At 72.4% G+C, this 14,390-nt stretch carries 13 protein-coding genes; 5 read left to right on the top strand and 8 right to left on the bottom strand.

The window, feature by feature from the left end:
* Window positions 1-318: 318 nt before the first annotated feature.
* On the bottom strand, window positions 319-738 hold the full coding sequence (locus KZJ41_RS09735) for a hypothetical protein (protein ID WP_185713673.1): 420 nt from the start codon (window positions 736-738) through the stop codon (window positions 319-321).
* Window positions 735-1,589 carry a PHP domain-containing protein gene (locus tag KZJ41_RS09730; protein WP_006938750.1) on the bottom strand — a complete coding sequence of 285 codons (855 nt, stop codon included), beginning with the start codon at window positions 1,587-1,589 and terminating at the stop codon, window positions 735-737. The genes KZJ41_RS09735 and KZJ41_RS09730 overlap by 4 nt, the downstream gene beginning before the upstream one ends.
* 123 nt (window positions 1,590-1,712) lie before the next feature.
* Here KZJ41_RS09730 and corA point away from each other — a divergent pair, with 123 nt between their 5' ends.
* Together corA and KZJ41_RS09720 are read left to right on the top strand one after the other, a co-directional pair.
* Complete coding sequence (gene corA / locus KZJ41_RS09725; RefSeq protein ID WP_006938751.1) at window positions 1,713-2,780, top strand: magnesium/cobalt transporter CorA; 1,068 nt, start codon at window positions 1,713-1,715, stop codon at window positions 2,778-2,780.
* On the top strand, window positions 2,771-4,585 hold the full coding sequence (locus tag KZJ41_RS09720; protein WP_251550697.1) for a hypothetical protein: 1,815 nt from the start codon (window positions 2,771-2,773) through the stop codon (window positions 4,583-4,585). The genes corA and KZJ41_RS09720 overlap by 10 nt, the downstream gene beginning before the upstream one ends.
* A 9-nt stretch (window positions 4,586-4,594) precedes the next feature.
* On the opposite strand, the gene KZJ41_RS09715 is transcribed toward KZJ41_RS09720, so the two are convergent.
* The gene (locus KZJ41_RS09715) at window positions 4,595-5,182 is read right to left on the bottom strand and encodes a suppressor of fused domain protein (protein WP_100057756.1); all 588 of its coding nucleotides are present in this window, start codon (window positions 5,180-5,182) and stop codon (window positions 4,595-4,597) included.
* Between the two features lie 94 nt (window positions 5,183-5,276).
* Here KZJ41_RS09715 and KZJ41_RS09710 point away from each other — a divergent pair, with 94 nt between their 5' ends.
* Together KZJ41_RS09710 and KZJ41_RS09705 are read left to right on the top strand one after the other, a co-directional pair.
* Window positions 5,277-6,122, top strand: a complete 846-nt coding sequence (locus tag KZJ41_RS09710; RefSeq protein ID WP_006938754.1) for a ParB N-terminal domain-containing protein — start codon at window positions 5,277-5,279, stop codon at window positions 6,120-6,122.
* 189 nt (window positions 6,123-6,311) lie between these two features.
* The gene (locus tag KZJ41_RS09705) at window positions 6,312-8,015 is read left to right on the top strand and encodes a RecQ family ATP-dependent DNA helicase (protein ID WP_251550695.1); all 1,704 of its coding nucleotides are present in this window, start codon (window positions 6,312-6,314) and stop codon (window positions 8,013-8,015) included.
* 155 nt (window positions 8,016-8,170) lie between these two features.
* Here the strand turns inward: KZJ41_RS09705 and KZJ41_RS09700 are convergent, their stop codons facing one another.
* Both KZJ41_RS09700 and KZJ41_RS09695 read right to left on the bottom strand, forming a co-directional pair.
* Complete coding sequence (locus tag KZJ41_RS09700) at window positions 8,171-8,704, bottom strand: DUF1360 domain-containing protein (RefSeq protein WP_006938758.1); 534 nt, start codon at window positions 8,702-8,704, stop codon at window positions 8,171-8,173.
* A gap of 76 nt (window positions 8,705-8,780) precedes the next feature.
* On the bottom strand, window positions 8,781-9,887 hold the full coding sequence (locus tag KZJ41_RS09695) for a winged helix DNA-binding domain-containing protein (RefSeq protein ID WP_251550693.1): 1,107 nt from the start codon (window positions 9,885-9,887) through the stop codon (window positions 8,781-8,783).
* A 124-nt stretch (window positions 9,888-10,011) separates the two neighbouring features.
* Here KZJ41_RS09695 and KZJ41_RS09690 point away from each other — a divergent pair, with 124 nt between their 5' ends.
* Window positions 10,012-11,532 carry an MFS transporter gene (locus KZJ41_RS09690; protein WP_102799362.1) on the top strand — a complete coding sequence of 507 codons (1,521 nt, stop codon included), beginning with the start codon at window positions 10,012-10,014 and terminating at the stop codon, window positions 11,530-11,532.
* Window positions 11,533-11,542: 10 nt separating this feature from the next.
* On the opposite strand, the gene KZJ41_RS09685 is transcribed toward KZJ41_RS09690, so the two are convergent.
* Genes KZJ41_RS09685 through KZJ41_RS09675 form a run of 3 tightly spaced genes read right to left on the bottom strand, consistent with a single transcriptional unit; the run spans window position 11,543 to window position 14,389 of the window.
* Complete coding sequence (locus tag KZJ41_RS09685; protein WP_006938762.1) at window positions 11,543-12,355, bottom strand: hypothetical protein; 813 nt, start codon at window positions 12,353-12,355, stop codon at window positions 11,543-11,545.
* 22 nt (window positions 12,356-12,377) lie between these two features.
* On the bottom strand, window positions 12,378-13,547 hold the full coding sequence (locus KZJ41_RS09680; RefSeq protein ID WP_029542482.1) for an ABC transporter ATP-binding protein: 1,170 nt from the start codon (window positions 13,545-13,547) through the stop codon (window positions 12,378-12,380).
* A gap of 5 nt (window positions 13,548-13,552) precedes the next feature.
* Window positions 13,553-14,389: a carbohydrate ABC transporter permease gene (locus tag KZJ41_RS09675; RefSeq protein WP_006938767.1), complete on the bottom strand. Its 837-nt coding sequence runs from the start codon at window positions 14,387-14,389 to the stop codon at window positions 13,553-13,555.
* Window position 14,390 lies beyond the last annotated feature (1 nt).

Here is a 14,390-nt window from a genome sequence, read left to right as displayed (position 1 = left end):
CCGCTGTACAACGCTGTACGACTTCCGGAGCGTGATGGCGCCGAGGCGGGTGAGCCCTGGCGACGAGCCCTCTACAGGGTCTGCCATCTTCGTCCGGCTTCGGGGCGGTGGCACCGACGCCGGATTGAGGAAAAGTTTGCCACCTTCACAACCCAACAATCAAATCGGTATTTCTTGCGAATGTCTCACGTTTTTCCCCGCTCACCTGTGAGTTTGGACAGCCGAGCCGGAATGTCGACCCCGCGATCGGAGCCGTTCCGAGGCAAAAGCCCGAGATGCCGGCCGGTTACCTACCGGTAACGGACGGCGCGCGAAACGTCAGCCCCACCACTGGGTGAACATCAGCACCGCGCCCGTGAGATAGACCACACCGGCGCCCACGGCGGCGGCGAGCCCGCGCCGGCGGTCCGCGAACACCTGCGCGGCCGACACGACGACCACCGCGACGACGTGCGCGGACAGCGACGCCGAGCCCGGTCCCGGGAAATCCCGCTTGTCGCCCAGGTACTGCGCCGCCCAGACCACCACCGTCAGGACGATCACCGCGCCGCACACCACGCCGGACAGCGCCCGCAGTCCCCGCACGACGAGCCCGTCCCGCCGCGGCGCCCCGCGACCCGGGCGGGACGGCGCCGCCGTGGGGGCGCCGTAGGGGTCGCGGCCGGAGTCGTCGGCGTAGTAGTCGTCGTACCCGTCGGCGCGGTCGTGACGTCGCGCAGGGCGGCCCCAGGTGGTCATCCCGCAAGCACCTCGATCCCGGTGGCACGGGCCGTCAGGGCCTCGAGCGCCTCGGGGTCCGTCGTGTACCGGCCGAGGGAGACTTTCTTGTTGCCGCCGTGGTAGTCGGACGACCCGGTCACGAACAGGTCGAGCTTCGCCGCCATGTCCCGCATGAGCCGCGCGTCGGCCGGATCGTGGTCCGGATGGTCCGCCTCGAGGCCCCCGAGGCCCAGCTCGGCGAGCTCCTCGATGTGGTCGAGCGCAAGCAGCCGCCCGCGCGAGCGGGCACGGGCATGCGCCACGACGGTGACGCCGCCGGCCGCGGCGACCATGCGCACGGCGTCCGACAGCGGCGTGTCCGCCTTGGTGACGTAGTAGCGGCCCCGCGACGAGAGCAGGTCTGCGAAGGCGGCGTCGATGCTCGGGACGACACCCGCCTCCACCAGCGCACGCGCCAGGTGGGGTCGGCCGGCCACCGGGCCGGCGGCGGTGACGATCCGTTCGGGGTCGACGGGCAGCCCGTCGTCGGCCATCCGCTCGGCCATCGCCCGGATGCGGGCCACCCGCTCCGCCCGCAGGCGCTCCCGCTCGACCGCGAACGCCTCGTCCCGCGGGTCGAACAGGTACGCGAGCAGGTGCACCGCCACGGGCCGGCCGTCCTCGCCGCGCCCGGTGCACGACATCTCCATGCCGCGGATCAGCCGCAGTCCCCCGGGCAGGGCGTCGGCCGCAGCGTCCCAGCCGGCGGTGGTGTCGTGGTCGGTCAGGGCGACGACGTCGAGCCCGGCCTCGGCGGCGGCGCGGACGAGCCCCGCCGGGGTGTCGGTCCCGTCGGAGGCGAGCGAGTGGGCATGCAGGTCGATACGCACCCCACCAGTGTGTCAGGTGCCGTCGCGCAGCCCCGGCGGCCGGCCCGGGGCGGGTTAGCATGACGCAGTGACGGCCCGGACCCGCCCGGTGCGGGCCGGAGCGTGCCGCGCGGAAGGGAACCGATGCCGAACCTGCCCTCGCACTCGTCGCGACGCACCGGCGCCGCGGCGCCCGCCCTGCGGATCCCCGCCGAGCGGGCCGTCGTGGACTGCGCCGTCTACGTCGACGGCATGCGGCTGCCGGGCCGTTACGCCCACGGCGCGGCGCTCGCGGAGGTGCGCCGCCGCGGCGGGGGCTTCGTGTGGCTCGGCCTGCACGAGCCCGACGAACAGCAGATGACGAGCGTGGGCCGCACGTTCGGCCTGCACGAGCTGACGGTCGAGGACGCCGTGCACGCACATCAGCGGCCCAAGCTCGAGCGCTACGACGACGTGACGTTCCTGGTGCTGCGGACCGTGAACTACGTCGAGCACGAGTCGGTGACCACGACCAAGGAGATCGTCGAGACCGGCGAGATCATGCTCTTCTGCGGCCGGGACTTCGTCGTGAGCGTCCGCCACGGCGACCACTCGGCGCTGGCGGACGTGCGGCATCGGCTCGAGGCGGCCCCGGAGCGGCTGGCGCTGGGGCCGTCGTCGGTGCTGCACGCCGTCGCCGACCACGTCGTGGACACGTACCTCGCCGTGGTCGACGCCGTGCAGCCGGACATCGATGACCTCGAGGAACTGGTGTTCACGCCCGACACCCGCATCGCGGTGGAACAGATCTATCTGCTCAAGCGGGAGATCGTGGAGTTGCGGCGGGCGGTGCTCCCCCTCGCGACGCCGCTGCGCCAGCTGACCCGCGGCGCGGGCAATCCGGTGCCCAAGGAGGTCCGGCGCTACTTCCGGGACGTGGCCGACCATCACACCAAGGTGGCCGAGCGCATCGCGGACTACGACGAGACGCTGAGCACTCTCGTCGATGCCGCGATCGCGAAGGTGACGGTGCAGCAGAACACCGACATGCGCCGGATCTCGGCATGGGTGGCGATCGCGGCCGTACCCACGATGATCGCCGGGATCTACGGGATGAACTTCGACAACATGCCCGAACTGCACTGGGAGCACGGATACTTCGTGGTCATCGGGGCCATCGTCGCGATCACCGTCGGCCTGTTCGTCACGTTCCGCCGCAACAAATGGCTCTGATCACCGCGGCCCGGGAGCGCCTCGCGCCGGTCTCCCCCGACGGGCGCACACCCGGCCCGGCGGTGCTCGCGGCGGCTCTCGTCCTGATCGCCCTGCAGCTGACGGTGCGCTCGCTGCTCGCCTTCCGCGGGGAGTTCTACTGGGACGACCTGATTCTGGTCGGACGCTCGGGCATGCACCCGCTGTTGTCGTTCGAACTCCTCGGCTACGACCACGACGGCCATCTCATGCCGGGTGGGTTCCTGGTGGCCGGCGTCGTCACGGCCCTCGCGCCGCTGCAGTGGTGGCCCGCAGCGGCGACGCTGGTGGCCGGCCAGGCGCTGGCGTCGCTGGCCGTGCTGCGCGTGCTGTGGTTGCTGCTGGGGCCGCGGCCGGCGCTGCTCGGCCCGCTGCTGTTCTACCTGTTCACCCCTCTGACGCTGCCGTCGTTCGCGTGGTGGGCGGCGGGGCTGAATTCGCTGCCACTGCAGGCGGCCCTGGCGTGGGTGGCCGGCGACGCGATCCGGCTGGTGCGCACCGGCCGGATCCGCTACGCGCTGAGCGGGACGGCGGTCACCGTCGTCGCGCTGCTGTTCTTCGAGAAGTCGGTGCTGGTGCCGGCGGTGGCCTTCGCGACCGTCGCCCTGATGTACCGGCTGGACGGCCGCCGCCGGCCGGTGCGCACCGCGGCGGTGCGCGGGGCGCCGCTGTGGCTCGGCTCGGCGCTCTCCCTCGCCGGGTGGGCGGCCGCCTACCTGTCCCTGGTGGAGTCCCGGTTCGGGGCGCCCACGGCCGACATGGTGCGCGGGCTGACGCACCACGGCGTCTCGTTCGGGGTGCTGCCGACCCTGCTGGGCGGGCCGTGGCGATGGGACCGCTGGAATCCGGGCCCGCCGTGGGCGGATCCGCCGGCCGGGCTGGTCGTGGCGGCCTGGGCGGCGGTGCTCGCCGTCCTGGTGTGGTCGCTGCGGCGGAACCGGCGCACGGGCTGGGTGTGGGCCGCGACGGCCGTCTACGTGGCGGCCTCGACGGCCGCGATGATCAGCACCCGCTTCGGTCCGGACACGACGTACGAACTGGCGCAGACCCTGCGCTACCACACCGACACGGCCGTCGTCGTCGCGATCGCCGCGGCGCTGATCCTGCGCGCTCCGTCGCGCGGCGACGCGCCCCCCGCACAACCGGCACGACGGCTCGTCGCGGCCGGGTGCGCGGTCACCTTCGCGGCGAGCAGCCTGTGGTCGACGGCGACGTTCGCCCGCACCTGGGCCGACAACCCCACCGGCGCGTACCTGGCCGCCGCGAAGTCCGCGCTCACCGCGCGGCCGGACGTGCCGATCCTCGATCATCCCGTCTCGGTGTGGGTGCTCCTGCCGGTCACCCACCCCCACAATCTGCTCAGCCGCGTGTTCTCGCCGCTGCCGGGACGCGCCGAGATCGGCGCCGTCACCCCCGAACTGCAGGTGCTCGACGACGGCGGACGGCTGGTGCCGGCGGGTCTCGTCCCGGTGCGGCACGTGCTGCCCGGGCCGGTGCCCGACTGCGGGCATCTGCTCACCGCGTCGACGACGACCGTGCTCCCCGCCGACACCGCGCTGGTGGGCGGGGAATGGACGGTGCAGCTGAACTACCGTGCCTCCGCGGACGGCGAGATCGAGGTGGGCTTCCCCGCCGCGCCGCGGGTGCGGGTGCCGGTCACCGCGGGACTGGGCACGGTGTACGCGCGGGTCCCGGGCGCGGGCACCGGGCTGCAGGCCCGCTCCGCGTCGGCCGGGCTCGACGTCTGCCTCGCCGGTGGCCCGATCGGGGTCGTCGTTCCCCGCTGACGGCACGATTCACATGCGGGCCGGGGCGCGGTTCGGGTCCCGCACGTCGATGCCGGCCTCCGACCACGCCTCGCGCAGCGCATCGCCGCCGCGCAACCGCTTCCACGCGGCCTCGGTGCCGGTCAGCGGTATCACCTCGAAGAACCGCACCGGGTCGGCGGGCTCGGGCAGCACCAGGTCGGGGACGTCGCTCGGCTCGAGCATCACCGCGGTGAAGGTGGCGCCCTGCCACAGCGGCTCCCCCAGGTCGAGCAGGGCGTCGTCGGTGAGGACGACGCCCTCCACCGCGGGCAGGGCCGCGAGCGTCGCGAGCGTGCGGACCAGTCCCGGGAGACTGCCGCTGAGGCCGCGCACGCTGAGGATCAGCTCGGCGCGCGGCCCGCGGGTCGGGTCGGCGACCGTCGCGGTGGGGTCGCCCATCGGGTGCCGCGAACACCCCAGGGTCGCGAACCGCACCAGGTCCGGCTGTTCCACGCGGAAGCGCAGCACCTCGATGGGTTCGAGGCCGAGGAACGTCACGGACGCCGTCTCCGGCTCGCCGCCCCCGAGGCGGGCGCTGAGATGGGCACGGACGGCGGGCAGCACGGCGTCGATCACCCCTGCAATGTAGACCCGAGGCGGGTCCCGTGCCGCCGGTGCGGCCTGCGCCGATCCGGCCGACCGGGACCCCGTCCGCCGGTACCGTCGTGTAATGGTGCGAGACACCGGCTTCCCCGGCGCCGACGCCGGCGACGACTTCTCCCGGCAGCGGCGGCGCGCCGAGTACGCGCGGCTGATCGCGTGGCTGCGCCGCGAACCCGAGGACGTCAACGCCGTGCTGCCGTTCGACGCCGTGGTGCGGGCCCTCGGCCGGGTCGGGGAACGGCGCCTGGGCCTGCAAAGCATCGACGTGGCCTCGATCGTCGGCAGCGTGGACCGCACCGAGGACTTCGACCGGCGGTTCCGGCCCACGTCGGCGCGGCTGCGCCAGCGGTGGGAGAAGCTGGCCACGGCCCGCCGCCGGGGCGAGGCGGTGCCGCCGATCACGGTGTACCGCATCGGGACGATGCATTTCGTGGTGGACGGGCACCACCGCGTCTCCATCGCCTACGCCCGCGGTGACGCGACCATCGACGCCTACGTGACCGAGATCGTCACCCGGATCTCGCCGGAGGGCGTGACCCAGCACTCGGACCTGATGCGCAAGGACCATTACCGGATGTTCCTCAGCCGGGTGCCGCTCACCGGCAGCCGGCGTGATGCGGTGACCGTCCGGGACCCGTGGGACTACGCGGAACTGGCCGAGTGCATCGAGGCGTGGGGCTTCAGGCTCATGCAGGAGCGCGGCGAGTTCCTCACCCGCGACGTGGTGGCGCAGCGGTGGTTCGACGAGGAGTTCGTACCGGTGGTCGACATGGTGCGGGCGGCGGGGATGCTGCGCACCCGCACCGACGCCGAGGCGTATCTGTGGCTGGCCGGCGAACGGTACCGGCTGGTGCGGCGGCACGTGTGGAACGAGGAGATCATCGAGCGGCTGCGGCGGCGGGCCCCGCGGTGAGCGCACGCCCACCGGTTTGGTCCCGGGGCGCCGGAGGTATCCCCGGTCAGCCACCGAGGGCGCCCACCGAACGCCCGGGTGCCTCGGGCCGGTCGAGAAGCGTGCCGGCGCCGGTCCGCGCTGGGGTTGGGGACTCCATGCGCTCCGTACCCTGGTCGGGAGGACCGGGCCCACGACAGGAGGACACGCTTGACGGCGACCGTGCAGGACGCAGCCGACACGACCGGACCGCGTGACATCCGGGCCGAGCTACGGGCGGCCGCGCGCCGCGTGTTCGGCTGGGAGGAACTGCGTCCCGGCCAGCTCGACGCGATGGAACCGCTGGTGCGGGGCCGGGACGTGCTCGCGGTGATGGCCACCGGATCGGGCAAGTCGGCGATCTACCAGGTGCCGGCGTTGCTGATCGAGGGCACGACCCTGGTGATCTCCCCGCTCATCGCGCTACAGAACGATCAGATCGCAGGTCTCGACGCCACCTCGGCGCCGGACGCGGTCGCGATCAATTCCCGGCAGCGGGCCTCGGCGACCGCGGCCGCGTGGGAGACGATCCGGGAGCGCACCGTGGAGTACGTCTTCCTGGCGCCGGAGCAGCTCGCCAACGACGAGGTGGTGGCCCGTCTCGCCGACGCGCACGTCTCTCTCGTGGTGGTCGACGAGGCGCACTGTGTGTCCGCGTGGGGCCACGACTTCCGGCCCGACTACCTGCGCCTGGCGGACGCGCTCGACCGGCTCGGCCGGCCGCCGGTGGTGGCGCTCACGGCCACCGCATCGCCGCCGGTGCGGCAGGAGATCGTCGAGGAGCTGCGCCTGCGCGACCCGGTGGTGATCGCCAGCGGATTCGATCGGCCCAACATCGATCTGGCCGTCGAGCGGTACACGACCGACGCCGAGAAACGCCGGGCGGTGATCGAGACGGTCGCCGGACTCGAGACGCCCGGGCTGCTGTACACCGCGACGCGCAAGGACGCCGAGTTCTATGCGGCCGAACTGGCCGAACGGGGGCGGCGGGCGGCCGCGTACCACGCCGGCCTGCCGTCGGCCACGCGCGAGCGGGTACACCACGGGTTCCTCGACGGCGAGTACGAGGTGGTGGTGGCGACCTCCGCGTTCGGCATGGGCATCGACAAGCCCGACGTGCGGTTCGTCGCGCACGCCTCCGCGCCGGATTCCGTGGACAGCTACTACCAGCAGATCGGCCGGGCCGGGCGCGACGGGCTCGAGGCGAAGGCGCTGCTGTTCTACCGGCCCGAGGACCTCTCGCTCGCGAAGTTCTTCACGACCCACCGCCCGGACGAGGAACTGCTCGGCCGGGCGTTCACCGCGCTGCGGCGGACGAAGGCCCCGACGCGACTGAAAGACCTACGCGCCGAACTGGATACCCGCGGCCGGACCCTGACCAACGCGGTCAACCTGCTCGAACGGGCCGGGGTGGTCTCCTCGGGACGCAAAGGGTTCACCGCACGCACCGTCGAGGTGGAGATCGCCGTCCGGCGCGCGGCGGAGGTGGCAGCGGTGGGCGAACGGATGGACCGCTCCCGCGTGGAGATGATGCGCGGCTACGCCGAAACCCGCGGCTGCCGAAGGCAGTTCCTGCTCGGGTACTTCGGCGAGTCGCTGCTCGAACCGTGCGGCCACTGCGACTGCTGCCGCGAGGGGATCCCCGAGAGCCGGCCCGAGCCGGCGAATCATGTTCGTCACGAATCGATTCCGCTACACACCCGGGTCGTGCACGCGCAGTGGGGCGCCGGCGAGGTGATGAGCGCGGAGACGGACCGGATCACCGTGCTGTTCGACGGATACGGCTACCGCACCCTCTCGCTCGAGGCGGTCGAGGAGCACGACCTGCTGCGCCCCGAGAACTCGGAGCCCGAGCCGGAGCCCGACATCGCCTGACGTCCCCAGGCGGGCCGGGCGGATGCGCCCGGTGGATCCGCCCGCGACTTCGGAATCCGCCCACGCCGCAGCACGGGCGGATTCCGAACCGGCGCGTGGATCCTGCACGGCCCGTCCTGCCCGAGACGGCACAGGGGGGCGACGGGCCGCGGCGCTCACCCGACGCTCTGCTGCGCCTTCGCGTAGGCGAACTGCAGGAAATCCGCGCCGGCCAGGGCCGCGAACAGCCCGGCGACGAGCCGCGTCGGGCGCGGCGCGAAGACCATCCCGATCGTGAAGAAGGTCGCCACCCACACGTCGAAGCAGAACGGGCAGGTGAGCAGCTCCCCGAGGCTGTGCCGCAGGGTGTTCGTTCCGCGCACCTCCTCCGTCACCTCGGCGGGGCCGCCCCGTCCCGTGTACCGGGTGAAGGGCGCCCGCAGGGGGCTGGTCACCGCGTCCTTCGTGACCGTCCGCGACAGCTTGTGCGTGCCCAGGGCGAGCACGATCAGGTCCTCGCCGCTCAACCGGTCGGGCAGCCGCCGGCCGGTCACCAGCGCGCCGATCACGGCGACGGTGACGAGCGTGCTGTACCCGGCAAGGACCGTCGCGTACCCCCGCATCGGGAGGTCCTCACCCGCCGTGTATTCGCGGGCGTGCCTGCGGGCGGTCTCCGCGAGGTCGAGGGACGTGTCGGTCTGATTGCTCATCTGCTGCTCCTGCGGGTAGTTCGGTCCGCCCGCCGGATACCCCGTCCGCGGGCGGGCCACGCCTGCCGCCGCGCGCCTACTGGTCGACGAACCGCACCTCGTGCACTTCGGCGGTCGCAGCAGCGAATCTCGTCAGCCGCAGACCTTCCTTCTCGACCGCCGCGCGCCGGGTGGCTGTCAGTCGCTGCCAGGGGGTCACCTCGAGCACGGCCGAATTCCTCGTGACGATGAGGTTCGCGGCCCCGGCGACGGTCCCGTCGACGAGGAAGGTCGAGCGCACGATGCCGTTCTGCGTCATGATCCGGCGACGGTGCTCGTCGGGGACGATCCGGGTCCGGTCGGCGTGCGAGAGCAGCACGTTGTCGTAGGGCGCAAGGATCCGCACCGGCGCCGGCGTCGCCGGTTCGGGTCGCGGGGCGTCGGGTAGGTCGAACACCTCGACACCGTTCTCGTCACGGAACACCTCGAGCGACGGACGCAACCGCTCGAAGACCTCACCGAGCCGGGTCAGCCCCGACCAGGTCTGCGCGTCGCGCACGCTCGCCGGCCCGAACGCGGCGAGGTATCGCCGGAGGACGACGGCCGGGTCCGCCCGTGCCGGGCCGCGACCGATCCACTCGTCGAGCGGCGTGAGTCTCGGCTGCCCGGAGCGCCCCCACAGCCCCCGCGGCGGCACCTGCACCAGCGGAAGCAGATTCCGCAGCCCGTAGGCGAGCGCGGCCGGGTCGCGGCCGGGGAACCGCTCGGCGAGCAGCGGGCGCAGTTCCTGCAGGCTGCGCGGGCCGTCGCGGAGCAGGTCGCGGCCCACGGCGGCGAGCTCGCGCAGATCCAGCCCCGCCAGACCGGCCGCATACTGGGTATTGGTGGTCAGGTCCCGGTCCAGCAGCGGCTGGATCCAGTCCCGCAGGGCCACCGCGTCGGCCGCCGAGACGGCGAACACCGTGCCGCGCATGAGCACGATGCGCACCACGTCGCGTGATTCGAGGAGGTCGGCCAGGGCCGTCGGCCGGAACCGCCGCAACCGCGCCCACAGCGCGAAGTAGGGCGGGCTCGGCGCCTGGGCCTGCAAGCCCAGCAGATGCTCGACCAGCTCGATCGCGGGCAGGTTGCCGCGCCGCAGCAGGTGCTGCCGGGCGAGGGTGGCGCGGCCGAGCGCGCGGGCGGTGAGGGTGCGCGGCGTCACGGGGACACCCTGCCACGGCGGTCCGACGGCGGCCCGGGTTTCGCATGCGCCTGGACGGCGAGACCGAGCGTCCGGTAGATGTTTAGTTGAATTTAGTTTCATGTTGCAGCGTCGAGGAGAGCCGATGTCCGATCCGAGAGGTGCGCGGCTGCTGGTTCCCGTGCTGTGCTTCATCATCACCACGATCGCCGTGATGCAGACGTCCGTGGTGCCGATCGTCGGCACCATCCGCGACCAGCTGGGCGTGAGCACGACCGCCGCCGGCTGGGTGCTGACCGCGAACCTGCTCGCCGCCGCCGTCACCACGCCGCTGCTGGGCCGGCTGGCCGACCTGCGCGGCAAACGCCCGGTTCTGCTCACCGTCCTCGCCGTAGTGCTCGTCGGCTCGCTGCTGTGCGCCGCCACGGACTCGTTCGCGCTTCTGCTTCTCGGCCGGGTACTGCAGGGCGTGTCGTTCGCGTTGTTCCCCGTCGGCATCGCCGTGCTGCGCGCCGAACTGCCGCCGCAGCGGCTGATCGGCGCGATGGGCCTGTTCTCGGGCACGCTCGGCGTGGGTGGTGCGATCGGCATGGTGCTCACCGGCCTGATGGTCTCGGGCGGCGACTACCGCCGGGTGTTCTGGCTGGTGGCGGCGTTCAACGTCGTCGCGTTGCTGAGCGCCTTCCTCGTCGTGCCGAAGCGGCGGCGGGCCGAGGGAGGCCGGATCGACTGGCTCGGCGCGGCCCTGCTCGCCGTCGGCCTGGCGCTGGTGCTGCTCGCCCTGTCCGAGGGCGGAACGTGGGGGTGGGCGGCGCCGCCCACCGTCGCGAGCGCCGCCCTCGGCCTGGCCGTGCTCACCGGGTGGTTCCTCTTCGAACGGCACGTCGACGAGCCGCTCGTGCCGCCGCGGATGCTCACCCACCGGCCGGTGTTCGTGGTGCACGGCGCCGCGTTCCTCGTCGGCATGGCCATGTTCGTCAGCTTCCTCGCCACCGCATACTTCGTGCAGACCCCGCCCGCCGTCGCCGGATACGGGTTCGGCGCCACCGTGCTCGAGGCGACCGCGGTGTACATGCTCCCGGGCGCGCTCGTCGGTGTGGTCGCCGCGGCACTGGCGGGCCGGCTCATCCACCGGTTCGACGCCCGCTGGGTGCTGATCGGAGCGTGCGTTCTCGGGATCGCCGGCTTCGCCCTGGTGGCGGTCGTGCACGACCGGAGCTGGCAGCTGATCGTCTCCGGCATCCTCGTCACCACCTTCGTCAGTCTCGCCTATGCGGCGCTGCCGGCGCTCCTCGTCGCCGAGGTGCGCCCCGATCAGACCGGGGTCGCGAACAGCATCAATTCCATCGCCCGCACGGCGGGCAGCTCGCTCAGCAGCGCGGTGGTGACGACATTGCTGGCCACGCTGACCGTCGCCGGCACCGGCGGCGTCGTCCGCGAGAGCGCGTTCGTCGCGGCGTTCGCGCTGGGCGCCGCGGCCGCGGCCGCCGCCGCGGTGCTCGTTCTCGTCGGCGGGCAACCGGCGACGCGTCCGCTCAGCGACCGCGAGGAGGACGAGGTGGAGGCGACGGCCCTCGCCGCCGAATGGGGATCGGTGTCCGGTCTCGCCGCCACGCCCGTCGTCGCGGACGATCAGGCCGAGGCCGCCGCGGCGCGTCGGGGCTGATCGGGCGACGTCAGTCCTGCTCCCGCAGCGCGCGCACCGCCTCCTCCGCCTGCCGCGCCGCGTCCTCGGCCTTCGCGGCGTCCTCGTCGGCCGACCGGGCGGTGCGTCGCGCGAACTCGCGCCGCTGCTCCACCCGGCTCAGCTCCTCGCGCAACCGCGCGACGTGCCCGTCGAGTTCCTCGACCGCCGCGCGTGCCCGCGCCGCCACCGACTGCGCCTCGTCGGCGGTGTTCCGCGCCGCCTCCGCCTCGGCGACGGCGGTCTCCAGGGCGGCGGCGCGCCGGGTGCGCTCGGCCTCGTCCGCCTCGGTGTCCGTCCGTGCCGGCGGGGGCGGGACGACCGACAGCCCCACCGGGCCGAAGCCGCTGTAGTCCAGGGGCGCCTCGAGCCGGCCCCCGCGCACCTGCTCGGCCAGATCGGCGTCGGCGAGGGCGGCGTGCAGGGTCTGGCCGACCTCGCGCAGGGCCGCCTCCGACGCCCGCCGGCCATGCTCGGCGGCGAGGCGGGCCGCGGTCTTCTCGAGCGCACCGATCACCCGCCGTCGCTGCGTGGACAGCCGCCGCAGCTCGGACCCGGAGAGCTGGCGCTGCGCGGAGCGCAGGGCGTCGCCGAGCCCGAGCAGGGCCGTGACCTCCTCGGACTTCTCGCGGACGAGCATGTTCACCAGCCAGGCCGACACGGTCGGCTTGCGCAACCGGCCGACGGCCGCCGCGAGCTCGCGGTCTCCGGCCTCACGGGCGCGGGCGACGTGCTCGCTGCGGGCCGCGGTGAACTCGCCCGGATCGAGCCCGTACAGCTCGTCGGCGATGTCGTCGAGGTCCACCGGCCTACTATGCACCGCTCGGTCAGAGGGTGATGTTCTCCCCCGTCGCCTGGTCGAAGAGGGCGATCTTCGCCGGATCGAACCACAGCTGCACGGGCCGGCCCTTCGCGACGCCGGACTCGGCGGGCAGCCGCGCGACCATCGACCCGCCGGCGAGGTCGGCGACGCCGACGTCGGCCGCCAGGTCGTCGAGGTCGCTCGAATGCAGGTCCGGGGACTCGACGGTGAAGTACGCGTACTTGTCCGACCCCATCGACTCGAGCACGTCGACGTCCACGGTGAAGGTCGTACCCTGCTCACGCTGGGCCGGGTCCAGGAGCGCGGCGTCCTCGAAGTGTTCGGGCCGGACGCCGACGACGACGTCACGTCCCGGATTGTGCTTCTGCACGGCCGCCCACCGCTCGGCCGGCAGGGTGAAGTCGCCGATCACGGTGCGCACGCCGTTCGACTCGAGCTGGCCGGCCAGGAAGTTCATCGACGGAGAGCCGATGAATCCGGCCACGAACAGGTTTCTCGGCCGGTCGTAGAGCTCCTGGGGCGCGCCGATCTGCTGCACCAGCCCGCCGCGGAGGACGACCACCCGGTCGCCGAGGGTCATCGCCTCGGTCTGATCGTGGGTGACGTACACCGTGGTGGTGCCCAGCCGTTTCTGGAGGCGGGCAATCTCGGTGCGCATCTGCACCCGCAGCTTGGCATCGAGGTTGGACAGCGGCTCGTCCATGAGGAACGCCTTGGGGTTGCGCACGATCGCGCGGCCCATCGCCACCCGCTGACGCTGCCCGCCGGACAGATTCGACGGTTTGCGGTCGAGATGGTCCGTCAGGTCGAGGATCTTGGCGGCCTCGGTGACCTTCCGCTCGATCTCGTCCTTGGGCATCTTGGCGAGGGTGAGCGGGAAGGCGATGTTCTCCCGCACCGTCATGTGCGGGTACAACGCGTACGACTGGAACACCATCGCGATGTCCCGGTCCTTGGGCGCCTTCTCGTTGACCCGCTCGCCGCCGATGCGCAACTCGCCGGAGGAGATGTCCTCGAGCCCGGCGATCATGTTCAGCGTCGTCGACTTCCCGCAGCCCGAGGGACCGACCAGGATGATGAACTCCCCGTCGGCGATCGTCACGTCCACGTCGCTGACCGCCTTCGCCCCGTCGGGGTAGAGCTTGGTCACCTTGTCCAGCACGATTTCAGCCATCTGGGTCATCCCTTCACTGCGCCGGACGTCAGGCCGGCCACGATGCGACGTTGGAAGATCAGCACGAACACGATGATCGGGATGGTGATGACCACCGCGGCCGCCGCGATCGAGCCGGTGGGCTCCTCGAACTGCGAGGCCCCGGTGAAGTTGGCGATCGCCGCGGGCGCGGTGATGGACCGCTCGGTGGAGGTCAGCGAGATCGCGAACAACAGGTCGTTCCAGCAGAAGATGAACACCAGGATCGCGGCGGTGACGATGCCCGGCGCCGCCAGCGGCGCCACCACCTTCCGGAACGCCTGCCCGGGCGTGGCGCCGTCCATCTTGGCGGCCTTCTCGAGCTCCCACGGGATCTCCTTGAAGAACGCCGAGAGCGTGTAGATCGCCAGGGGCAGGGAGAAGGTGATGTACGGGATGATCAGGCCGGCCCACGTGTCGAACAGCCCGAGTTTGCGGATGATGTCGAAGAGCGGGCTGACGAGGGAGATCTGCGGGAACATCGCGATCAGCAGCGCCACGCCGACGAGGATCTTCTTGCCCGGGAAGTCGAGCCGCGCGATGGCGTAGGCCGCCATGGTGCCGATGACCACCGCGACCACCGTCGCGATCAGCCCGATACCGATGGAATTGATCAGTGCGCTGGTGAACGCGTCGGTGCGGAAGATCCCGCGGTAGTTGTCGAGTGTCCACTCCCGGGGAATGAACCGGCCGTCCTTGATGGTGCCGGCCGGCTTGAAGGACAGGCTGGCGATCCACACGACGGGGATCAGCGCGTACAGCAGGACGAGCAGGTTCACCACCGACCAGCTCAGCTTGCGGCGCGGGGTCTCGGTCGTCGTCATG

The organism is Rhodococcus sp. 11-3 (genome assembly GCF_023704055.1).
GTDB lineage: Bacteria > Actinomycetota > Actinomycetes > Mycobacteriales > Mycobacteriaceae > Rhodococcus > Rhodococcus aetherivorans.
The sequence above is the reverse complement of the archived record's forward strand: the minus strand, read 5'-3'. Positions and strand labels throughout refer to the sequence as shown.